At 52.8% G+C, this 22,362-nt stretch carries 16 protein-coding genes and 1 pseudogene; 7 read left to right on the top strand and 10 right to left on the bottom strand.

Features of this window, described 5'->3' with window-relative positions:
* The first annotated feature begins 27 nt into the window (after positions 1–27).
* A complete protein-coding gene (locus PQG83_RS09205; RefSeq protein WP_312748722.1) occupies positions 28–627 on the top strand; it encodes a hypothetical protein in 600 nt (199 codons plus the stop codon).
* Between the two features lie 393 nt (positions 628–1,020).
* Here PQG83_RS09205 and PQG83_RS09210 read toward each other — a convergent pair whose 3' ends face one another.
* Positions 1,021–1,716 (bottom strand): hypothetical protein, encoded by a 696-nt coding sequence (locus PQG83_RS09210; protein WP_312748724.1) that lies wholly within the window; start codon positions 1,714–1,716, stop codon positions 1,021–1,023.
* Positions 1,717–1,948: 232 nt separating this feature from the next.
* Between PQG83_RS09210 and PQG83_RS09215 the strand changes: the two genes are divergently transcribed.
* Positions 1,949–2,767, top strand: coding sequence for a M48 family metallopeptidase (locus tag PQG83_RS09215; RefSeq protein ID WP_312748725.1), 819 nt, complete (start codon positions 1,949–1,951; stop codon positions 2,765–2,767).
* A 302-nt stretch (positions 2,768–3,069) separates the two neighbouring features.
* On the opposite strand, the gene PQG83_RS09220 is transcribed toward PQG83_RS09215, so the two are convergent.
* Complete coding sequence (locus PQG83_RS09220) at positions 3,070–3,465, bottom strand: hypothetical protein (RefSeq protein WP_312748726.1); 396 nt, start codon at positions 3,463–3,465, stop codon at positions 3,070–3,072.
* A 196-nt stretch (positions 3,466–3,661) separates the two neighbouring features.
* Here PQG83_RS09220 and PQG83_RS09225 point away from each other — a divergent pair.
* From PQG83_RS09225 to PQG83_RS09235, 3 genes and pseudogenes are all read left to right on the top strand, one after another.
* A pseudogene (locus PQG83_RS09225) lies at positions 3,662–3,940 on the top strand (DEAD/DEAH box helicase family protein); the annotation flags it as partial.
* A 198-nt stretch (positions 3,941–4,138) separates the two neighbouring features.
* Positions 4,139–7,567: a TM0106 family RecB-like putative nuclease gene (locus PQG83_RS09230; RefSeq protein WP_312748729.1), complete on the top strand. Its 3,429-nt coding sequence runs from the start codon at positions 4,139–4,141 to the stop codon at positions 7,565–7,567.
* Between the two features lie 267 nt (positions 7,568–7,834).
* A complete protein-coding gene (locus PQG83_RS09235; protein WP_312748730.1) occupies positions 7,835–8,761 on the top strand; it encodes a hypothetical protein in 927 nt (308 codons plus the stop codon).
* Positions 8,762–9,047: 286 nt separating this feature from the next.
* Here PQG83_RS09235 and PQG83_RS09240 read toward each other — a convergent pair whose 3' ends face one another.
* The 7 genes from PQG83_RS09240 to PQG83_RS09270 all read right to left on the bottom strand — a co-directional run bounded on the left by PQG83_RS09240 (position 9,048) and on the right by PQG83_RS09270 (position 19,888).
* The gene (locus PQG83_RS09240; RefSeq protein ID WP_312748731.1) at positions 9,048–10,373 is read right to left on the bottom strand and encodes a carboxylesterase family protein; all 1,326 of its coding nucleotides are present in this window, start codon (positions 10,371–10,373) and stop codon (positions 9,048–9,050) included.
* A gap of 461 nt (positions 10,374–10,834) precedes the next feature.
* The gene (locus PQG83_RS09245; RefSeq protein WP_312748732.1) at positions 10,835–11,629 is read right to left on the bottom strand and encodes an EcsC family protein; all 795 of its coding nucleotides are present in this window, start codon (positions 11,627–11,629) and stop codon (positions 10,835–10,837) included.
* A 108-nt stretch (positions 11,630–11,737) separates the two neighbouring features.
* Positions 11,738–12,838 (bottom strand): bifunctional diaminohydroxyphosphoribosylaminopyrimidine deaminase/5-amino-6-(5-phosphoribosylamino)uracil reductase RibD, encoded by a 1,101-nt coding sequence (ribD, locus tag PQG83_RS09250; RefSeq protein WP_312748734.1) that lies wholly within the window; start codon positions 12,836–12,838, stop codon positions 11,738–11,740.
* A 26-nt stretch (positions 12,839–12,864) separates the two neighbouring features.
* Positions 12,865–15,966, bottom strand: a complete 3,102-nt coding sequence (ppdK, locus tag PQG83_RS09255) for a pyruvate, phosphate dikinase (RefSeq protein WP_312748735.1) — start codon at positions 15,964–15,966, stop codon at positions 12,865–12,867.
* Positions 15,967–16,187: 221 nt separating this feature from the next.
* On the bottom strand, positions 16,188–16,673 hold the full coding sequence (locus PQG83_RS09260) for a hypothetical protein (protein WP_312748737.1): 486 nt from the start codon (positions 16,671–16,673) through the stop codon (positions 16,188–16,190).
* Positions 16,674–16,743: 70 nt separating this feature from the next.
* Positions 16,744–18,933 carry a glycine--tRNA ligase subunit beta gene (glyS, locus tag PQG83_RS09265; protein ID WP_312748738.1) on the bottom strand — a complete coding sequence of 730 codons (2,190 nt, stop codon included), beginning with the start codon at positions 18,931–18,933 and terminating at the stop codon, positions 16,744–16,746.
* Between the two features lie 37 nt (positions 18,934–18,970).
* The gene (locus PQG83_RS09270; RefSeq protein WP_312748740.1) at positions 18,971–19,888 is read right to left on the bottom strand and encodes a glycine--tRNA ligase subunit alpha; all 918 of its coding nucleotides are present in this window, start codon (positions 19,886–19,888) and stop codon (positions 18,971–18,973) included.
* 261 nt (positions 19,889–20,149) lie between these two features.
* On the opposite strand from PQG83_RS09270, the gene PQG83_RS09275 reads away from it, so the two are divergent.
* Positions 20,150–20,470: a hypothetical protein gene (locus PQG83_RS09275; protein ID WP_312748742.1), complete on the top strand. Its 321-nt coding sequence runs from the start codon at positions 20,150–20,152 to the stop codon at positions 20,468–20,470.
* Between the two features lie 443 nt (positions 20,471–20,913).
* Here the strand turns inward: PQG83_RS09275 and PQG83_RS09280 are convergent, their stop codons facing one another.
* Complete coding sequence (locus tag PQG83_RS09280; protein WP_312748744.1) at positions 20,914–21,318, bottom strand: hypothetical protein; 405 nt, start codon at positions 21,316–21,318, stop codon at positions 20,914–20,916.
* A gap of 119 nt (positions 21,319–21,437) precedes the next feature.
* Here PQG83_RS09280 and folB point away from each other — a divergent pair, with 119 nt between their 5' ends.
* Positions 21,438–22,349, top strand: coding sequence for a dihydroneopterin aldolase (gene folB / locus PQG83_RS09285; RefSeq protein WP_312748745.1), 912 nt, complete (start codon positions 21,438–21,440; stop codon positions 22,347–22,349).
* Positions 22,350–22,362: the final 13 nt, after the last annotated feature.

The raw sequence follows: 22,362 nt of genomic DNA on the forward strand, positions 1-22,362 counted from the left end.
TCCTACCTGGTGTGGATGCTTCTCCTCATGCTTGTCCTGGGAGAAGCCTGTTCTTCCCAGAGCGGGGCTCAACAAAAAACCTTTTCTCCTCCCGTTGAACAAGAGCTGCAAATGGCAAAAACCAAATCTCTCTATTTCATCGTCGATACCGACAAAAACATCGTATTGCTCAAAGCCCGTGGCATCCCCCTGCGGACATTTCCCCTGACCGGCGCCGAGTGGATCGGAGCCCCTCTCACCCACTCAACCGTACTGCACCTCCAGACGAAGGACCCATCGGTCTCCCCCCTGCCCATTTCTCCCCCATCAGATTTATCTCAGGAATCTCCGCCGGAGGATCCCATCACTCCGTTAACCGTCAGCAACATGCCCACTCGCTATGAGCTCACCTTTCAAGAATCCCTGACCATTCTGGTCCAACCCCCTCACCTCCCCTCTTTTTGGGCAAACCTGGGGCATCAAATAGCCGGATGGGGGCGACGGGTCACAGCCAGAATGGCGACCTGGGGCGGATCCCACCAATACCTGGTGCTCTCACTTGATCCTGCCGAAGCACAAGCCTTGTATTGGGCCGCCATCCCACCAATGACGTGCCTGGTGATTCCGGGAAATCCCGCAGACCAATAAAACCCGTTCTCTCATTCAGCGATCAATAGATCGTTTCCTACCAGGGGCTGAAGATTCGCCAACGACATCACCCAAAACATGAAAGCTCAGAATCTACCAACCGCCCTGGGCATGGGACAGGAAAAAAGGAATACTATCCGAAGGATTAAAGATGGCATACAAAATAACAAGGGAGACGGAATGATAAAAAAGCGGCAACCGGAGAACGGGAACTCCAAGCCGGCAGGGAGTACTTCAATCCAAACGGCTGGAGATAAACGGCACCGGGTGGGAAAATCCTTTTCGCTTGGAGCGACACGAAAGTCGAAGGGAGAGAGGATGATGTTACTGAAATGTTTGAAATTCAGACATGTTCTAGGCGAATAAACCGTCTTGCGCTGGAAATGGGGACAACTACTTTTTTAACATGACATACAATTGACCATCCTGGATTTTCATATCCTCAACACCCTTCGAAAATTGATCCCAAAACCCGCCTGAGCCACCAAATTCTTCCACCAGGTTGGTATTCTTAATATCTCCCCACCAGGCACTGGGAAGCGGAATGCCACCGAGACTAATACCCCGCATCGCCACCACAGGCTTCCCATGGGTATAACTGAGTTCCAGGCCAAAATTGAGTTTCAACATCTTTCCACCCACAATGGGCATTTCATGGTTAATCGGGACCACCAGTTGGACACTGACGAGATCGTCCGCCATATCAACAGCCACATGTCTGGCCATATACGAATCCGTGGCAATCAAGGCATTCACTTCCCGCTCGGTTAACTGAATCTCCCGATTTCCATCTGCTTCAGAATACGGCACGGGATCAAGGGCCGCGTCTAGTGTGGACGGGAGAGGTTGAGACACAGATGAAGAAGCGGCATCGGCCGTATGAAGCAAGTGTGCCACTTTGGCATTCAGAACCTGCTGCTCCGACTCACCCAATCGGGTCGGTTGAAACATCGTGGCATACACGTACTGGTTCATCCACCAAACGACACCCAACGTCGTGGCCAACACCGCAAGCCCGACAAAAAGGATAACCTGTTTCCCACTAAACTTTCTCCGTGAAACCACGACTTGGGATGTCTCAATATTCATCGCCTCTCCCTTTCCCAGGTGACCATCATGCAGAAAATACGCATGCCGATTTCAGGATTACCAATGGTAGCCTCTCTTGGCTGGTTTGCAGTAAGCTTTCAAAGTCTCCCCATCTATTCTACCGCAAAATTTTATTAGCGATACCGTTTGATTAAACCCCCGGAGAACACAGACGATGGGATTCGGATTATTTGGGAGAAATAGGGGAATAGGTGGACGCCCCCGTGCCCGCATGAGTTGGAAAATGCGGCTCATCCCGCTCATCTTATTCGCGTTATACGGATTGTATTTTTACGTCTCGAACCAGGAAACCGTACCGTTGACGGGCCGATCGCAATTGGTGGGCATGACCCATGAGCAGGAAATGGCCTTGGGACTTCAGTCCTACCAGGAAATCCTCAGCCAGTCGCAAGTCATTCCGGAAGGACAGGTCGTCGATCTAGTCCGAACCATCGGCCGCCGTCTGGCTCACGCGGCAGCCGATGTGGATCCCGGATTCGAATGGGAATTTAATGTGATTGACTCTCAACAAGCCAATGCCTTTGCCTTACCGGGTGGGAAAACCGCCGTATATACCGGGCTCATTCCGGTGGCCGAAAACCAGAGTGGATTAGCCGTCGTCATGGGCCATGAAATCGCCCATGCCATCGCGCGCCATGGTGCCGAGCGCATGGCGCATCAAAAATTAGTCCAGATGGGTACCATCGCCGCCACGGTGGCCGTCGGCGATATGGATTACGATACACAAAGAATGGTCATGGGCGCATTAGGAGTCGGGGCACAATATGGCGTGCTCCTCCCCTTTTCCCGCGACCACGAGTCGGAAGCCGATTACATGGGTCTGCTGTTTGTCGCCCGGGCCTGTTTCGATCCCACCGAAGCACCAAAACTCTGGGAGCGCATGGGAGAAATGAGTCAAGGCAAACAGCCAGCCGAATTCATGTCCACCCACCCCAGCCACGGGACCCGCATCAAACAATTTCAAGAATGGATGCCCGAAGCTCTCGCCCTCCGCGAGAAGCACTGCAGCACAACCTCCCAGTCTTCATGAAAATTCTCTATCGAAAATATTCACAATCCTAACGACTCGCCATTTTTCCTCCTCCGACGCCTGCTCCCTGGCCCTTGGGCGGACGCTCTCATACACCGGCAGCCCCTGTTCGAGCGCAGCGAGTTGGGCTGCCCTCCCCAAGTTCGCGTCCGCCCTCTCCGATTTTGCCAGGGAGGGCGTCACGGGTTTTGGCTACTTTTGCCCGACCAAAAGTAGCTCGGCTGCCGGGCCGAAACCCGGCAACACTCGAATATGCGAAGTAATACCAGATAAAAAAAAGATGCGTTCAAATCTGTGAGAAATTATTCGGAAATACTATTGGGTGGAGGAAGAACTAGAGCTAAAAATTGAAGAGCCTCTGCAAACCTCCGATACTCTCGTTGATCAATTTTTCCGTTGTCGAGAGGGAGGGACACCCGAGGCAACACGGATTGAATCAAACTTCTGTACGTGGTGAACCACAGGCAAGCTTTCTGATAGGCGTCCTGAACCTCAGGGTGCTTCTGCCACCGCTGGAGGTCAAGTTCATCGTTAAAGAGAATTTCCAGCCAAAGCAACCGTCTAGCCCGGGGGACCTGAAGAATCGCCTCAAAAGTATGCATTCCCGTGTAGGCGGGTAGAAGTTTGAGAGTTGGAGATGAAGGGGGAGATGGAATGTTCTGCATCCCAGCAAGTGTAAGCCAAAGGGGGTTTTTCATCAAGCTCCAACTCTTGTTCCGGTTGCAGAAAGACAACGGTTTTTCTAATTCTTTAATCAATCGCTGGAATAGGAAAAATGTTTGACATCGTAAGGGGTTGTGTCTAAATTCCTATGCACATGCCGCCGCAATCCCCCATGCCGAGTATCGATTCACGTGAGACGGCTTGACCGGCTCCTCTGAGATAGAAACCGGAATGTCCGCCAAGGAAGCCACAGCCCGGATCAAGATCAACAAGCTGCTCGACGCGACGGGCTGGCGTTTTTTCCAGGATGGCCACGCGCCCGCCAACATCCGCCTTGAACCCGGCGTCCCGATCAAGACAACCGATCTCGACGCGCTAGGCGACAATCTCGAGAAGACAACAAAAGGGTTCGTCGACTTTCTCTTGCTCGACGACAGAGACTTCCCGCTTCTCGTACTGGAGGCCAAGGCAGAGGACAAGAACCCGCTCGTTGCCAAAGAGCAGGCCCAGTGTCCGGCTTCGACGGTGCACATGTTAAACTAAAGGCAGAAATGGAGAAGTCAACCTTCTGCAGTCGAAAACCTCCCCACCATCTATCAAGGCATGGTTGTTTCAATTGTCCGATCTCATGATTCCGTCCTCCCTCGTCATTCGCACGGCCTGTCGTGACGACCACTTCAACCCGCAATCTGAATCTGATCTACGCATATGAAGAAAGACCTCTCAGGCCAACTGGTGTTTTCGCCAAGCGATCTTATCCGCTATCTGGCCTCACCGTTCGCATCATGGATGGAACGATATTTTTTGGAGAATCCCGGCGCCGTTGCGCCTGATGAGGAAACCGAGGATGGACGACTGATCGCGCAAACCGGCGCACAGCACGAACGCGCGGTACTTGATGAATTCAAAACATCTGGCGCCAAACTGGCCGAAATTACAAGGACCGATCCTACCGTTGCCCGGACAACGACCCTCTCCGCAATCAATGCAAACGTCCCCATTATCTATCAGGCCTTTTTGGAACATGAACCGTTCGCGGGGTTTGCCGACTTTCTTTTGCTCGATGAAACCGGACGGTATCAGGTGTGGGACACGAAACTGGCCCGCTCACCCAAGTCTTATTATGCGATTCAACTTTGTTGCTATTCGGAGTTACTCGCCGCTGCCACTGAAGCCCCTATGCCGAAAAAGTTCGGACTCATCCTCGGCACCAAAGAACGGGTTGAATTCCGGATCGAAGATTTCATCCATTACTACCGCCGAATAAAAATGAATTTCCTGACCATGCAGAAAGGCTTCACAGGGAACATCACGGATCGCCCGGAGCCTCTACCGCAAGCCGATCACGGCCGGTGGAATTCCCATGCGGAGAAATTCTTCCAGGACACGGACCATCTCGTGCAGGTGGCGGGAATCAGCATGGGCCAGATTAAAAAGCTGAAGAAAGGTGGGATCGCCACGGTAGCCGATCTCTCTGCAGCCTCAGGCGCCTCCATTCGCAAACTGGCTCCCGACTCACTTGCAAAACTTGTCGCCCAGGCACGGCTTCAATGCCAAACGCGGGCCGACCGGGGTGAAAATCCCGATGCCCCTCCGCGCTACGAAATACTGCCTCCAATCGGTGCGAATGGCGAACCGGTGGGCCTGGCCGCTCTTCCTCAAGATCATCCGGCGGATGTCTTCTTCGACATGGAGGGGTACCCGCTGGTTGCCGGGGGACTGGAATATCTGTTTGGAGTCTGCACGCGAACCGGGCGGCCGGATTCATTTGAGTTTATGGACTGGTGGGCACACAACCGGGAGGAAGAACAGCTGGCCTTTGAGGGCTTCGTGGACTGGGCCTTCAATCGATGGCAGCGTAACCCCGGCATGCACATTTACCATTATGCCCCGTATGAGGTCAGCGCGGTGCGCCGATTGAGCACCCGTCACGATACCCGTCAGGACGAGGTGGATGCGCTGCTCCGGAACGAGGTGTTCGTTGATCTTTTTCAGATTGTCCGTCACGGCCTACGCCTCGGCGAGAATAGCTACTCACTCAAGACAGTCGAGCGCCTTTACCGACCGCAACGCGCCACCGAGGTGGCCACTGCGGCTGACTCGATCGTGCAATACGCCAGGTGGATCGAAAGCCAACAGCCGGGTGATTGGAATCACAGCCCCATCCTGAAAGATATCCGCGACTACAACCAGGACGATTGCACATCCACGGCAGAGTTGCTGCAATGGTTACGGAAAGTGGTCGTCGAACATCAGATCACTGCGGTCAGCCTGGATTCCGAAACGGCTCCGTTGGCGCCAAAAGAATTGCCACCGGAGGTCGTGACGCGATTGGAGACCGCTGCACAGCTTCGCAGGCAAGGAGATGCCATCTCCCTGATTCTTGCCGATGTGATCGACTTCCATCGCCGGGAAGAAAAGCCCATGTGGTGGCGCATGTTTGACCGGGCCACGGCGACACCCGAAGAACTCCGGGATGACCCGGCCTGCCTCGAGGGGATCTGCGCCGTGGGACCTCCCATGCCCGAAAAACTTTCACTTGTACAAGAATATCGATTCGATCCCTCTCAGGAATGCAAACTAGCTGCCGGGGATAAATCCAAAGTGCTGTTCACTCATAATCTGAATGCAAAATTCACCCTCTTCGAGCTGGATATATCCACGGGCAGTCTAAGCCTTAAGATCAGTAAGAAAGCTCTGAGCGAGAAATTTTCAGGCGCGTTCCCCTCGCAGGGTTCACTGCTTCCGGACGAGCATGTCCCGGCAACGGCCATTCAGCTTGCGCTTACGGAAGTGGTGACCAGGCACCTCTCACACAACCTCAATGCTCCCGTGGCAGCCCTGTTGAACCGTGTGCCACCCCTCACACCGCTACAACGGAATGGCGAGTCTCCAACCGAAGCCGCCAAACGGGTGACGGAATCGATGGGCGGTGGATGCCTGGTCATCCAGGGGCCTCCCGGAACCGGCAAGACATTCACCGCCTCACAGGTCATCACGTCGCTTCTCGTTTCCGGCAAAAAAGTCGGTGTCGCATCCAACAGCCACAAGGCCGTGATGAATCTTCTCACCGCCTGCGGCGACGCCGCTCAAGAGAGTGGTTCTCGGCTCCAGGGAATAAAAGTCGGAGGGGACGCCGAAGATCCATTGTTTACCTGCAACCCCGGCTTGCAATACCTCAAAGACGCCACCTGCGCGCACCAGGCTTACACCGGCGGAGTTGTCGGCGGAACGGCTTGGCTCTTTACCAGGCCTGAGTGGGAAGGCGCACTCGATTTTTTGTTTATCGATGAAGCCGGACAGGTTGCCCTGGCCAACGCCATCGCGATGGCTCGATGCGCGAAGAACCTTGTGCTCCTGGGTGATCAGATGCAACTTGAACAGCCTGTGCAAGGCTCCCACCCCGGCGATGCAGGTCTTTCCGCCCTTCAATACGCGCTCAAAGACCTGGAAGCCAGCCAGCCCGATTCTCCTATCATGCATGCCGTGATACCTCCGGACTATGGGCTTTTCCTCGGCGAATCCCGCCGTATGCATCCGGCCGTCTGCCGCTTCATCTCGGAGAGCATGTATGAGGGCCGCCTTAAGTCACATGCCGACTGCGCCCGGCAGAAAATTGTGGTCCCGCCCGGTGCAAACAGCCTCATCGCCTGCGAAAGCGGGATCATATTCAGCGGCGTGGAGCACGATGGCAACGTTCAACAGAGTGACGAAGAAATTGAACGGGTCACGGCGATGTATCACGCACTCCAAGGACGTCTCTACACCGACAAGGACGGCGTCACCAGACCCCTGGCATTGGAGGACTTCCTTTTCATCGCCCCCTACAACGCGCAAGTCCGCGCGCTTCAGGTCGCCCTCCCAGACGGGGCACGCGTCGGAAGCGTTGATAAATTTCAAGGACAGGAAGCCCCTGTCTGCATCCTCTCACTCTGCTCCAGTTACGGGGAATACGGTTCACGCGGACTGGCCTTTATCCTTGACCGCAACCGGGTGAATGTGGCCATCTCCCGGGCGCAATGCCTGGCCATCGTGGTTGCTGATCCCCGGATCGCCGACACTCCTCCCGGCTCCCTGGACGACATGAAACTCATCAACCTGTTTTGCAAATTAACCGATACCTCCATATCCACATGAAACGGCATCGCCTCTTCTATCCTTGGAGTAAGTAACGAACCGGCTCCTTATTGAATTCCCTGTCTTCTTATAATTGCATCACGATAGAACCGATGAGAAACCTTCAAGCTCTTCACGCATACCTGTCAGGGATCCAGATGGCAGGACAGGCATACAATGAAATCGCGTCTGAGAGCCTAAAAGCTGGAGAGACACTCCCATTATGAATGGAATTGGATTATCATGGACAGGCTTTAACGCTTAATTCATGCTTTTTTAAAGGAAGACGTGCCCAACACCTTAGCCCACATCGGAGTGCAAGGCTTTCTGAATCAGGCCGTTAAACCGGGGATCGACCCTAAACTGGTGTGCCTGGGGTGTTTGCTTCCGGACATCCCATGGATTTTTCAAAGAGTCCTACTGGGAATCTTGCCGGGAAGCGATCCTTATACCATTCGACTCTACTGTATTGCTCAAGCGTCCTTATTCGTCACATTAATGTTATGCGGGGCTTTGGCCTTCCTTTCAAAAACGCCAAAAGCCGTGTTCATGATTCTCGGGGTCAACGTCCTCATTCATCTCGTGCTTGATGGCCTTCAAACAAAATGGGCGAATGGCGTCCATTTCTTTGCCCCACTGTCATGGGACTTATGGAATGTGGGGTTATTTTGGCCGGAAAGTCTTCCAACCTATATTATGACCGGGGGAGGCTTACTCTATATAGGATGGCAATGGCGAAAGGGCATATCACAGCCGCTCCCATTCTCGCCCTGGTCTCCTTTCAAAGTGGGGATATCGGCGTCGTTACTCCTACTGTACTTTGCGCTGCCTTTGGTTCTCATTGAAGGACCTCGAAACGCCAATAACCATTTCATCCGAACACTTGAAGAAATGGAGGCTCGTCCAGGACGTCATCTGGAATTGGATCGATCTTCCTATGAGAAAACCCCGGCAGGCGATATGCTTGGTCTCTTCAATGGTGAAACAATCAAGAGCTCTCAAGAAATTCTGGATCACTCCGCTATCGTTTCGATTCGTGGACGTTTTGTCACGCCCACCCAACTGGATGTTCTTGAATTTCACGAACATTCCAGTTGGTTCCGTGATACGGGCAGTTACCTGGGTATTCTTCTCCTGTTTGGCATGTGGTTGGGAGCTTTCCTGAAACAAGGCCTGTTCCACTCTTCAAACAAGGCAGGTCATCATTCTAGTTAACAACAGGGAGTGTTGAATAATAAGGATGTTCAAGGGCAAATTGGCCCATGATTAGATTACTCAGCAAAGGCTCCGGGTCGGTTCAAAAAAGCATGCCCTGAGTCTTCCCGAAGGGTCCGTCCAGTCCTGTCCTGAGGCCCCCCGAAGGAAAGGCCGCAACCGTTTTTACGCGCGGAGCGTACGCTTAGTACGTGAACACGGGAAAATGGCGAGAACGCCGCTGGCGGCTTTTTTCAACAGACCCCAACAGGAAAAATCGATCAACCAGACTGATCCTGAAAGGCCACTACTTCTCATTCAGAATATCAGGAGAGGGCACATCTATGGTGAGTTTGACAGGAAAAAGTGTGTGGGTGTCAGAGCGATGTCGAACTTCCTTTAAAAGCGTTTCGATGCGAGGGTTAACCATTTCGTCAAAAGATATCACCCCATTTGTTTCCACGATAATAGGTTTGGAAAAATCTACCAGATCTTGATTCAGAAACAGGGTATAACGGCGAATACGATTGGTGCTTACCACGATCTTGTTGGGAGCCGCGACCCGCGCGTGTAATTTGGCGTACACCCCTCCCGTAATAAATTCATCGCGGCTGTCAATCAGGTTTTCGGTAAAGGCGGCAATCTGATCCGTCATATCGATCCGCACCCACGAGAATGGCGTGAGATGGGTCGCATCCCGAACCAACGAGATAGTCCGTGGTAATGGCTCTCGTTGTTGAGCATCAAACCAGGTCATCAGTTCCGGCAGGGCCTGCCTGGGAAAGAAATGCCCTCCCGCATGGGGATGCGTCCAGGTATGCTCCTGGTACTGATAAGGAATGCCGCGACGCTCCATCTCTTTCACCAGATCGCGACTCAACTGCACAGGCATAACCTGATCTGCCGCGCCGTGAATGACATAGACGGGCGTATGAACTAAATTTTCAACGAAGGGAAACAGCACATCATCAATACCACTGGCCATCGGCGCGATACCCGCAAAGCGATCCGCATGATGCATTCCGATAATCCAGGTTCCAATTCCACCATTGGACATGCCGGAGAGAAAGACCCGATCCGGATCGATATGGTAATCCTTCTGAACCTCCTGTAAGACCATTAACGCCAGATCCTCGCCGTATCTGGTCCACCATGACCCCATGGTCACCGAAGGACAGGCCAGAATATATTTATCACCCAGACGTGGAATCCAGCGATCCAGATAGGCTTCACCCGTAAACCCTGCCCCATGCAAACACAGGATGAATGCCATCGGCTGTTCAGGTGAATAGGAAGGAGGAACATACAAGGCATACTCAGTATCCACTCCTTTCACCCGAATAGAGCGACGGGGTTGGGGCCCAACCGGTTGAGCCTCATACGGGGTCGGCTGCTGAAGAATTTTTGAAATGGAGTCAACATTGGCCTCCGGCATATGTTGAATGTCGGCTAACAGCTCGTTGGCTTTTTCCGGAGAGTCTTCCTCCACATAGGCTTTCACCAATGAGGTCAGACTCACGCCCGAAGCCTCGAAGGCCTCGTTCTTTTCCATTTCCGGCGGGGAATGGGCCAAAATGGGCAAAGCCACCAGGGCCACCATTAAGCCTGAAAGCAGGACAATAAAATTTTTCATGCCGTGTTACCCTAACACTTTTGACAATGAAGCCTTTCAAAGCACTGTAAATTCATTATTTAATCTTCTCATATTTTACCGGACATTCCTATGGGCTCAGTGCCACAGTCGGACCATAAATTCCCGGAAAGCTTCAAAGGAGAATGAAACAAAATCTATGCGGGTTTTTCGTAGAAGATGGAGAGAGTGGAGAAATAGCTGAACTCGAAACAGACTTTTTGGGGATCATACAGAAATAGTGGTTCGATTCCTTCGACGTTGCTCGCAGGGCAAACCCCTCGGCCAAGCGCAGAGCAGGCGCTAGAAGATTTCGCACTTCTCCTTGTCCTCTTGAAAGCAACGAAGGATAAGCCCAGTCCAAGCCGTCCATGGCTTAGCCAGATGCTTCGCGCTGCTCAGCATGACAATGCTGTTGCTGCTGTCTCCCACCTGCGGGGATGACAAAACAGAACGGGACAAATCTAATTCCTGGCGGCAAACTTTCGATAGGCCTCTTGGACGGCCTCTTTGCCATGTGCGCGTTCCAATCGCCGCACGATAAAGTGCCCACGCGCCATATTTTGAAAATGATCCATAAACAGCAAATTGATGGTGGCTCCCCCTGCGGCCCCCAACAACGGGATCGCCTGGGCGGCCGCTTTTTCTGAGACTTGGATACTGTACCGTGAGGCAATTTCAGACAGAAATCTGACCAATGGCGGGGCACCTGCCCCCGTCAACCCACGTTCAAGCAGATACTTGCCCGCTTCGGTCATCGCACCCGCCAACGCGGCCCTCACCGCAAAATATCCCGTTTCCGCCCCGTCATCCGCTTGACTGGTGCCCCCCATGGCGAACACCTCCAAACAGGCCAACTTGCTCCCAGTCTCCATAATGGGTTCTCCCTCACTTCTCGCGATATCGGCGATAGATCGCAACATCAGCGTCGTCGAGATCGGCAATTCTACGCTCAATGCCATGAGCCCCATCGCTCCCCCGATTGCCCCACTGACGGTCGTCAATACTCGGTGAGCCCCATTGGCGGGTTCACCCCGATACCGTTCATCTATACTGGAGACAGCCAGATCCAACGCTTTGCCCAAGGCTTTGTGCGTAGTCGTCAGGAGTTTGTTGGAAAATCCCTCGGGCAGCATGGTGATGGCTCTTTCAACCGGCCCTCCGATGAGATTCGTGACCTTCGCGGCAAAGCTGGGGTTTTCTAAGAGATCTACTGCTAATGCTAAATTCTGCTCGTCGATATGATTGAGAGTGGTCATGAGCGCGATCTCCCTTAGTTTTCTGTTCAGTACACAATTGGCGTTTTATCTCTGGTAATGGTTAGCAGACACCATCACCTTGCTTATTGTCGATGCCTAAGTAAACCCTCACCGTCGTGACTCAATCGTTCCCGTGACGAGCCAATCATTCCCGAGTTTTTTAAGTTGGCAATCAGCGAGTGGCCAGGCCCGATTCAGCGTTTTCGGGGACTGCCCCCCGATGAGGCCGATGGCATCCTGCCCCCCGAGCAGCTTGGGAGTCATATACAATCTTACCTGATTCACCAGTCCCTGTTGAAACGCGGCAGCATTCACCCTACCTCCTCCCTCAATGAGCACCGAGGTGAGACCTTCTTTCCCTAACCGGGATAGACAGGCCTTCAGGGAGACTCTTCCGCCTTGGCCAGGTAATACCCACACCTGAATACCACGTTTTCTCAAACGTGCGATTCTTTGGGGTGGAGCCTGTGTGGTCGTGCACAAAATGGTGGGTTGCTCACCCACCCATTGCAAAACCTTGGCATTGGAGGGAATGCGCAATCGGCTATCGAGAACGACTCTGACCGGTTGCCGTCCCACACGTCTGTTTGTCATCGTTGTTCCCCTGGCCGACAATTCAGGATCGTCGGCGATGACCGTTCCGACGCCAACCAGAATGGCATCCATCTGGTTACGCAAACGATGGACATCCTGACGTGCACGTTCCCCTGTGATCCACCGTGACACACCGGTGGCCGTCGCGATTTTTCCATCCAAGGTCATTGCCCCTTTGAGAGTCACCAACGGGCGTCCGGTCGTGATCCAATAGGCATAGACCGTATTCAAATGCCGTGCAGCCTGTTCACACACCCCAACCGATACCGGAATATTGGCTTGCTTGAGTTGTTGAAGCCCCCGCCCATTAACCTGTGGATTGGGATCGACCATCGCCACGCATATTCGGGCTAAACCGGACTGAATGAGGAGTGGGACACAGGGAGGCGTGCGCTTATTGGTATGGCAACAGGGTTCTAACGTCACATAGAGGACGGCCCCTCGCGCTCGAGGGCCCGCTTGATGGAGAGCGAGAATTTCTGCATGTGATTCGCCGGACTGACGGTGATAGGCTTCTCCTACGATCTGCCTATCTTTGACAATCACCGCCCCGACCATGGGATTGGGACTTGTACGCCCTTTCCCCTTGGCGGCGAGGGAAAGGGCTCGCTTCATGTAGGTGTCATCTGATGGGACGGACGTCACCGCCGTATAGCAGCCGTAGCGCGTTTTTTACGGGAAGGAGACGAAGAAGCCGTTTTCTTGGATGGACTCTTTTTACTCCTTGTCTTCGTCACGGCTTTCTTCTTCACTGCGCTCTTCGCTGCCGGTTTCTTTGTGGCTGGTTTCTTTCCGGCCACGACCTTCCTGCTCGTGACTTTTTTCCCGCTTGTTTTTGTGGATGGTGCCTTTTTAGCCGTTTTGGTGAGACCGGATTTGGCCGCCACCGTTCGGGGGTTACCGCTGTTACCCGACGTTGAGCGAGACTGTCGTTGAGTCTCCTCACGTTCGAGCACCGCCACGGCGGCTTGAGCCGCAGCGAGCCGTGCGATGGCCACACGGTAAGGCGAACAGCTCACATAATTCAGGCCTAATTCATGACAAAAAGCCACGGAACTTGGTTCACCACCATGCTCTCCGCAGATTCCAAGTTTAATTAACGGACGTGTCTTCCGCCCGTCCTGAATCGCCCATTTCATGAGGGCTCCAACCCCTTCTTGATCCAACACGGCAAAGGGATCTGCATCCAAAATATTTTCCGCCTTTTTGTCGATCGTGGCCTTACACATCCGGCACACCATTTTCTTCCAATCCACGTTGGTCCGCTGACAGACCGGACACCGGTCCTGGCGATCCATGTAAAACCCGATATACGGTCCTGCGTCATCACGAGAAAACCCGAACGTCGTTTGCGTCAGATCATTGGTCCCGAAGGAAAAGAATTCCGCATATTCGGCGATTCGTCCTGCCGTCACCGCCGCGCGGGGGAGTTCGATCATGGTGCCGATCAGGTAATTCAGCTTCATGCCATATTCCGCCATGGTCTGTTGCGCCACTTCTTGAATCAGTTCTTTTTGAGCTTTCATCTCCGACGGCATTCCCACCAACGGGATCATGATCTCCGGCACGATCTTCTTCCCTTCGCGGGCGACTTCACAGGCTGCTTCAAAAATCGCCTGAACCTGCATACGGGTAATTTCCGGCATAGTAATCCCAAGGCGACATCCCCGAAGACCCAGCATGGGATTATACTCATGCAGCTCTTCGACACGATCCAGTATCCGTTGTTTCTCCTGAATGACCTGAGGATCTCCATTGGTCACTTCCAACTTCGCAAGTTCCACCAGCAGATGTTCGCGTTTGGGCAAAAATTCATGGAGGGGAGGATCGAGTAGGCGAATTGTGACCGGAAATCCCTTCATTTCACGATAGAGTCCGATAAAGTCCTGCCGTTGAAGTGGCAACAGCTGCTCTAAATACAACTCACGCTCTTCTCTGGAGGATGCCAGGATCATTTGCTGCATGATGGGTACGCGGTCTTCGGCAAAAAACATGTGTTCGGTCCGGCAGAGCCCGATACCTTCGGCCCCGAACCCTCGTGCAATGTGCGCTTGTTCGGGAATGTCCGCATTGGATCGAATCTTCAGCACTCTGAACGCATCGGCCCATTTCAAAATCGTCGAGAAATACTGATACTTTTCAGAATCTTTCTGATCCATTCTTCCCTGAATGACTTGGATCACTTCGGAATCCACCACGGGAATGTCTCCCGCATAGACCTGTCCGGTAAACCCGTTCAAGGAGAGAAAATCTCCTTCAGACAGAATCATGGATCCAAATTGCACCTTTCCATTCGATAGGACTTCCACGGCATCACAGCCGGCAATACAGACTTTTCCCATCTGACGGGCCACCACAGCCGCATGCGAGGTCATCCCACCCTTAGCCGTCAGAAATCCTTCCGCTGCATGCATCCCATGAATATCATCAGGACTCGTCTCATGACGGACCAGGATGGTCCGTTCCCCCCTGGCTTTCATGGCCACGGCTTGATCCGGGGTGAGAGCAATACGGCCAGCCGCAGCTCCCGGACCCGCTGGAAGCCCTTTACCGACTGACTGAAATTTCGCCTCATCACTGCTCTCGAAAATGGGGTACAGATATTGAGAGAGTTGTTCCGGGGCAACCCGCTTCACAGCTTCTCTCCGGTCGATGAGTCCCTGACGAACCATATCTACGGCAATCCGAACCGCAGCAATACCCGTCCGTTTTCCAATCCGGGTTTGCAGCATATATAATTTTCCCTCTTGGATCGTGAATTCCAGATCGAGCATATCCCGATAATGTTTTTCCAGGGTACGCTGGGTCTTGATGAGATCCTTATACGCCTCCGGCAACGTGTCTTGTAACGCAACGACCGGCAGGGGAGTTCGAATACCAGCCACGACATCCTCGCCCTGGGCATTCAACAGGCACTCGCCAAAAAAGACCGGGACCCCGTTCGCGGGATTCCGGGTAAAGGCCACCCCTGTCCCGCTGGTATCGCCCATGTTGCCGAACACCATCGACTGGACATTGACGGCCGTTCCCCATTCATCGGGAATATCGTAGAGCCGGCGATACGTCACGGCACGATCCCCAAACCAGGAATCAAACACCGCATCCACCGCCATCCGAAGTTGTTCAAATGGATCTTGCGGAAAATCCCGCGCGGTTTCGGTTTTGACCAATTCCTGATACTGCTCCACTAACTGCGCCAAGGCGTCTTCAGTCAAATCGGTATCGTGCTTGACCCCTTGTGCATGTTTCATCGCCTCCAGAGTATGTTCAAAGCGCTCACGGGGAATGCCCATCACCACGCTGCCAAACATCGTGATAAACCGACGGTAGGCATCAACGGCAAACCGGTGATTGCCGGTTTTTTTGCCCAAACCCTGAACCGTCTGTTGGTTGAGGCCGAGATTCAATACCGTATCCATCATACCGGGCATCGACGCCCGTGCCCCTGACCGCACCGACACTAGCAAGGGATTGTCCGGATCGCCGAGCCTGGCCTTCATGGTTTTTTCGACCTGCCGCAGGCCATTCAGCGCCTGATCCCACATCCCGGCGGGAAAGCGTTTTTTGGCATGAAAGTATTCCACACAGGCTTCAGTGGTAATCGTGAACCCGGAAGGAACAGAAATTTTCAGGTTGGTCATTTCAGCCAATCCCGACCCTTTCCCTCCTAAGAGCTCCTTCATGTTGCCGGATCCTTCGGCTTTGCCGCCGCCAAAGAAATAGACATATTTTTTGTGCCGCATTTCTTCGCTCTCCTTTACCCGACCCAGCGGCCCTTCGAAAAAAAAGACGTCGTCACAGGAGGAGACTGAATGTCCGACATTCTTCTCCCAACCATTCTCCCCGATGAATGGAGACCCTCACGGGCAACAGACTTTTTTCTCAAAGATGCCTGAGACAGGCGTGGTGTATAAAAATAAATATATGAGCTGGCTGTCAGAACAAAGGTAGGATACACGAGCATTCAGGTTGAATGATGATTTACAGATTGAAGACGGTCCTGATATTTGGCTATCAGCATCTGCTTGGTCCACATGCCGGAAATTATGACAACTATGGCAAAAATCATGAGCGCAATCAATCGGTAATTCTCGGCTGGGTTCCCCGAGACGTACAGGTTCCCATCCGGCCCCATAGCGAGGGTTTTTCCTTCCGGCAACAGATGCGTTTCACCAGAGATATCAGAAAAATCAAGCCATTCGGAGCAGACCTTCACTAACCCATCCGCGCCCACAACCTTTAACCAGGTGACCTGGACACAATGCCCATTCATGGGATCATAGAGTTCCGATTTTGAGAAAATTTTTTCCAAATCAACTCCGCTCACCCAAAGACCTGTCAGGATTAAGGCATTGCAACCGATAATAAGGGCCACCGTGACGACCAGAGTAAAGCGCTTCACCCGTCTTGAAATCTCGGGGCTCTCTCCGCGGTCCGTCCCATCCCCCATCGGATGTTCCTTCCCACTGACCGTCTCGCTTCCACAGGAGCGGCCAGGAATCTTCTTCGATTAACGATTGCTATCCACTTGCCGGTTGCAGACAGGACAAATCGGCTACCGTGAGAAACAGGTCATCCGTCCCCTTTAACAGGGAAAGGCGATTGGCCCGTGTCTGTGGGTCGGAATCATTGACCATCACGGCTCCGAAGAACTCATCAATTGGGCCCTTGAGTTCCAACAACGCCTGAAGAGCCTTTCCGTAATTCCGGTCACTCACTGAACTGCGGACGTGTTGTTGTATCACCCCCAAGGCCTGAAACAGCCGACGCTCCGATTCATGCACAAATTGTTCAGGCAGGGGCTGCGCGTTGGTCCATTGTTCTTTTTCGACAATTCGGTGAGCCCGCTTAAACCCGATCATCAGCGGATCAAAATCCGGTTGAGGCACCATGGCCTCCAAGGCCTGCATGCGTGCGACCAGATCACCCATGTCACAGTCCATCGCATGGGGAATCCGGATGACCGCTTCCATGACATCTTCCCGTAATCCCAGGTGTTGCCTGCCATAAAATCGAAGCCGGTCGACAATAAACGCCACCACTTCTGACCCGGTCTGAGGAGTGGCACGCACCCGCCCACCTTGTCCATCCAAGATCTCCAACGCCCGATTCACCACAGAGGTGATAGCCAGCCGGAGTGGCGTTTCTGCAAATATTCGCACCAACCCATACGCGGCTCGACGTAACCCTAACGGATCTTCCGAGCCAGAGGGGGACATTCCAGCCGCAAAAAATGCCACGATGGAATCACACCGATCGGCCACCGCGAGTAGGACACCAGGGAGTTCAGTCGGCAACTGATCTTCTGGAAATCGGGGGAAATACTGTTCGCCAAGAGCGCGACAGACCTCTGCCGATTCGCCATCGTGCCTGGCATATTCTTCCCCCATCACTCCTTGCAGGGTCGGAAACTCTCCCACCATACCGGTCGTCAAATCCGCCTTGGCCAAAAGAGCGGCGCGTCGGCACACCTCATCCAGATCCTTCCGGCCGATCTGCTCAGCCATCCATCCGACCAGGTGACCCACCCGATCCACTTTTTGACGCACGGTTCCCAGCTTGTGATGAAAGAGGACGCCTTCTAATGCCGGCACTCGTTCATGCAGTGGGCGTTTCGAATCCTCTTTGAAAAAATGTTGAGCGTCACTCAGGCGGGCTGCCAGGACTCGTTCATTCCCTTTGGTCATGAGCGGGGTATTTCCCCACGGCATATTCGTCACCGCAATAAATTTTGGGAGGAGGGCGCCATCCTTTGTCATCAGCGAGAAAAACCCTTGATGCTCTTTCATCGAGGAGATCAGGACCGGCTTGGGAACCGCTAAAAACTCCTTCTGAAACGTTCCGAGAATGGCGTGCGGGTATTCCACACCAAAGACGGCTGCTTCAATCAGCTCATCCCGATACATGGGGTCAACCTGACCCTTAGCAGATTTAGCCAACAGAGAGACTTCTTGCGTAATAAGACGCCGACGCTCTTCCGGATCAACCAGCACTCCCAGTCGCTTCATGGTCTCGATATAGTTGTTGGCGGTGGTGAGTGGAAACGTCTGCCCCCGCTTTTTACCTTTCGCCCGATAAAATCGATGTCCTCTTGTCAGGGCGCTGGATTGAATTCCGGCAAATTCTACGGTGAGCGATTGGTCCCCTAATAACGCGACCACCCAGCGAATCGGACGACCAAATTTCGCCCGCGAGGCATTCCAGCGCATCGCTTTCGGAAAAGCTAATTTACTTAAGATCTGCGGAAGTGCCTCCGTGATCACCCGTTTGGCCGACTGACCCCGTTGGTGTGTTTCGACCGCCATATAGGCCCCCTTTGGGGTTTCTTGAATACGAAGCTGGTCAACAGGCACTCCTTGGGATTTGGCAAACCCCCATGCCGCCTTGGTGGGCTGTCCCGAAGCATCGAAGGCTGCAGAGACGGGCGGGCCCAATATGTTTTGAGTCAGAGAAGCTTGGTGAGGTTCCACCCCTTTGGCCAGCAAGGCTAACCGACGTGGCGTGCCAACGGTCGTCAAGGACTCATACTTCAACCGACTGTCCGCAAAGAGCCGTTGCCCAAGATTTGCCAGATCTTCCAATGCCTGCGGAAGAACAGCCGACGGCAATTCCTCCGTCCCAATTTCCAACAAAAAAGATACAGTCTTGGGCTGAGATTTTGAGACCGCCTTGGCCTTGACATTTTTGCGGGGTGTTCTTGATGTTGCCATAAGCGTATGTGCTACAACCCCGCATCGGGGCATCGATTCAAATAACTTTTTGTTTTCTATGAGGACGGGCGGAAGCCGCCGCGTGGCCTAAGAGTGGAAATCCCATCCGCTCCCGCTGACCAAGATAGGCTTGAGCACATTTCCTGGCAAGATTTCGGACCCGGCCGATATAGCCTGTCCGTTGCGCCACACTGATCGCTCCTCTCGCATCCAACAAGTTAAAGAGGTGGGAACATTTCATACAGCAGTCGTAGGCCGGTAACACCAGTCCCCGAGGATGCTCCAGTAACTGTTGGCATTCCTTTTCGTAGCGATCAAAGCTGGTCTGAATCAAATCCACATCCGCCGCCTCAAAGTTGTAGACGGAAAACTGAACTTCGGATTCATGATAGAGTTCGCCGTATCGAACGTCTTCTGTCCACATCAGGTCATAAACGTTATCGACCTGCTGTAAATACATGGCAATGCGTTCCAACCCGTAAGTTAACTCCACCGTGACCGGATCTAACTCCAACCCCCCGATTTCCTGAAAGTAGGTAAACTGCGTGATCTCCATTCCATCTAACCGGACCTCCCATCCCAACCCCCAAGCCCCTAACGTGGGAGACTCCCAGTCATCCTGAAGAAATTGAATATCATGTTGATAGGGATCTAATCCTAAATGGGCAAGGCTTTGGAGATACAGATCCTGCGAATCCGCAGGAGCCGGCTTCAACACCACCTGATATTGGAAGTAATGCTGAAGGCGATTCGGATTATCTCCATATCGTCCATCGGTTGGTCTTCGACAGGGTTCAATATAGGCCGCACGCCAAGGCTCAGGGCCGATCGCGCGAAGAAATGTCGCCGGATTAAACGTCCCGGCCCCTTTTTCAGTGTCATACGGCTGAGTCAAAATGCAGTGGTGGGATTTCCAAAACTGATGAAGGGAGAGAATAATATCTTGAAAGGTCACAACACTTGACCTTGGCCCCCAGGTTGACCCTGGAACAGCCGAGCAATGAGGTATATCATGAATAATTCCGTACGCACTCTATGCATAGAGAGAAAATTTTACCGTAGCAATAAACCCTATACCAGTCAAGGTAATCAGATTGGAAACAACCCAGACGCGAAAGAGATCAGGAAAGAAGATTTTGACGTCCGCACCTTGTTTTTTTCTGGAGTCTCAAGTATATTTCGCGACTTGTTTATCCATTGAGGAGGGGTTCGACCTATGAAACCATTTTCTACAATGTTCCTTTATGCTTCCTTCGGCCTCGCAACCTTGACCATGGGCTGCGCTGGGATGAATGGCGGCGCAACTGGTGCAAGTGGCTCGGCAGCTTCTCCGGCTTCACCATCGTCAAACGCTGAAGGTAAAGCCGTGACGACTGGACCGACTCGAGTCTCTACCGGCACACAAGGCGACACGCTTGAAGCCTGTCTTTCCCGAATTCCGAGTGATGCGACTTCTGGCCAGAAAATGCTCGCCACGTTGAGTTGCGAACGTGACGCCAAGTCCAGAACCTCCATTGACGCTGTCCCAGGCAAATAAAACATCGCTTGCTGGTGACTGACTGACACCAGCAAGCATTCTGTCAGTCGTCTCCCTTGGCCTTTCCAACATTCTCTAGATAATTGAAGTCCCTCCAGTCTTGGAGGATCTTGAATTTTCGACCTAAGCCAATAAAAAAACCACAGCGTTGCGGTTGTCTGGCGATCTTTTTGTGATTTCCTTGATAAAACATTCATAATTTTGAAGAACGATCTTTGACGAGGATCGTGCCCTTCATGCCCGTGCGCCCTTTTATCCAACAGAGGTCTGTTGAAAAAAGCCGCCAGCCGCGTTCTCGCCATTTTTCCGTGCTCATGTACTCAACGTACGCTCCGCGCGTAAAAACGGCTGCGGCCTTGCTGGACGGACTTTTTTGAACCGACCCTGAGCCTTTGATGAGTAATCTAATCCTGGGCCAATTTGCCCTTGAAAATCTTTATTATTCAACACTCCCAACAGCGAAAGGGATAGAGACCGGCAGACGCGGTGAAAGACAACTCAATCGATTGACCAGGCTGAAGGACAACGGCATTGGCTTCTTGAAGCGCCACCTTTGGCTGATGCCATAGGACGCCAGCCTCCGGTCCGAACAATTCCGGGCTGTGAAACACATGTCTTTCCCGTCCATGATTCCGAATCAGAAGACGAAGAGGCTGGTCGGATACCCATTCAATCCGGGCAGGAGTAAATCGAAACTCTTCAGCCGTCACCATGATTGTGGATGAACCACCCCATTCACAGGAACCCTGCAGAATGACGCAAGAAAGGCCACCGAGGATCCACCCCAATCTCGGGTGAGCCTTGCGGCGAATCCACCGCGGGCGGGAGATCCATTTCCCGAATGTCATCAACACCTCCTGAATGAAACCTCATCCAACCCCTCTGTTTCGGAACACGATTGGAACGACGAATCCCCTCCTTTTAAATATCACATGCACAGGACAAGGCAGTTCTGACATAATGGCTCATGTCCTCATCTATCATTCTCAAAGGAATCCAGTTGTCCGCACGATGCGGGGTGACTGAAACGGAAAGGCAGCAACCTCAACCTCTTCTGGTCGATCTGACCTTCCGATGCCCTAATCAATCGGCCTTTCAGAGTGATCACATTTCCGATACAGTGGATTACGGAACAATCACGCAACGAATTTTAGACATTGGGGAAGGGCAGGCCTTTTCGCTGATTGAAACATTGGCGGAGAGCATCTGCCAAGCCCTGCTTCATGAATTTCCCATTACACGTCTCAAAATATGGGTCAGAAAAATCCGCCCTCCGTTGAAAAGCATTGAGGGGTCTGTCGGGGTCCAATTGATCCGATCGCGCCAACCAATCGCTTCCCTTGATCACAAGCATCTTTCTCCATTTCTAGTAGACCAATTCTCCCGACTTCCTCACGGAACGGTGTTAGATGTGGCAACGGGACGAGGTCGTCATGCCATGTATTTGGCTTCCAAAGGGTTTTCGGTTCATGGCATCGATCGCGATGCCGACGCGCTCAAGGAGCTTCAGGACCAAGCCCAAGAAGCGGCCCTACCCTTGATAACGACCGAATGCATAGACTTAGAAGCGAATCCGCAATATCCGCCGGACTTGGGCACAGCCGTGTACGATGTGATTATCGTCTTCTTCTACTTGTACCGGCCCCTCTTTCCTCAACTGGTTAACGCCCTGAAATCCGGCGGCGTCCTCATGTATGAAACCTTCCTTCTTGACAACCATATTCATCGGCAACACCCACGCCGAAAAGAGTTCTGCCTGGAAACCAATGAATTACTCACACTTCTTCAAGGGCTCAGAATTCTCCATTACGACGAAGGGGATCATGAAAGCTCTTCGGCACGGGCATATACCGCACGCATTTTGGCACGGAAACCATAAAACCCCAACGATC

This window comes from Candidatus Nitrospira neomarina, assembly GCF_032051675.1.
Classification (GTDB): Bacteria; Nitrospirota; Nitrospiria; order Nitrospirales; family UBA8639; genus Nitrospira_E; species Nitrospira_E neomarina.

Coding starts and splice junctions, on each gene's coding strand:
- ribD (WP_312748734.1), bottom strand. CDS start 12,838: ATGAAGCGAGCCCTTTCCCTCGCCGCCAAGGGGAAAGGGCGTACAAGT.
- ppdK (WP_312748735.1), bottom strand. CDS start 15,966: ATGCGGCACAAAAAATATGTCTATTTCTTTGGCGGCGGCAAAGCCGAA.
- PQG83_RS09245 (WP_312748732.1), bottom strand. CDS start 11,629: ATGACCACTCTCAATCATATCGACGAGCAGAATTTAGCATTAGCAGTA.
- PQG83_RS09280 (WP_312748744.1), bottom strand. CDS start 21,318: ATGACATTCGGGAAATGGATCTCCCGCCCGCGGTGGATTCGCCGCAAG.
- PQG83_RS09210 (WP_312748724.1), bottom strand. CDS start 1,716: ATGAATATTGAGACATCCCAAGTCGTGGTTTCACGGAGAAAGTTTAGT.
- PQG83_RS09230 (WP_312748729.1), top strand. CDS start 4,139: ATGAAGAAAGACCTCTCAGGCCAACTGGTGTTTTCGCCAAGCGATCTT.
- PQG83_RS09240 (WP_312748731.1), bottom strand. CDS start 10,373: ATGAAAAATTTTATTGTCCTGCTTTCAGGCTTAATGGTGGCCCTGGTG.
- PQG83_RS09260 (WP_312748737.1), bottom strand. CDS start 16,673: ATGGGGGATGGGACGGACCGCGGAGAGAGCCCCGAGATTTCAAGACGG.
- glyS (WP_312748738.1), bottom strand. CDS start 18,933: ATGGCAACATCAAGAACACCCCGCAAAAATGTCAAGGCCAAGGCGGTC.
- PQG83_RS09205 (WP_312748722.1), top strand. CDS start 28: ATGCTTGTCCTGGGAGAAGCCTGTTCTTCCCAGAGCGGGGCTCAACAA.
- PQG83_RS09215 (WP_312748725.1), top strand. CDS start 1,949: ATGAGTTGGAAAATGCGGCTCATCCCGCTCATCTTATTCGCGTTATAC.
- folB (WP_312748745.1), top strand. CDS start 21,438: ATGTCCTCATCTATCATTCTCAAAGGAATCCAGTTGTCCGCACGATGC.
- PQG83_RS09220 (WP_312748726.1), bottom strand. CDS start 3,465: ATGAAAAACCCCCTTTGGCTTACACTTGCTGGGATGCAGAACATTCCA.
- PQG83_RS09275 (WP_312748742.1), top strand. CDS start 20,150: ATGAAACCATTTTCTACAATGTTCCTTTATGCTTCCTTCGGCCTCGCA.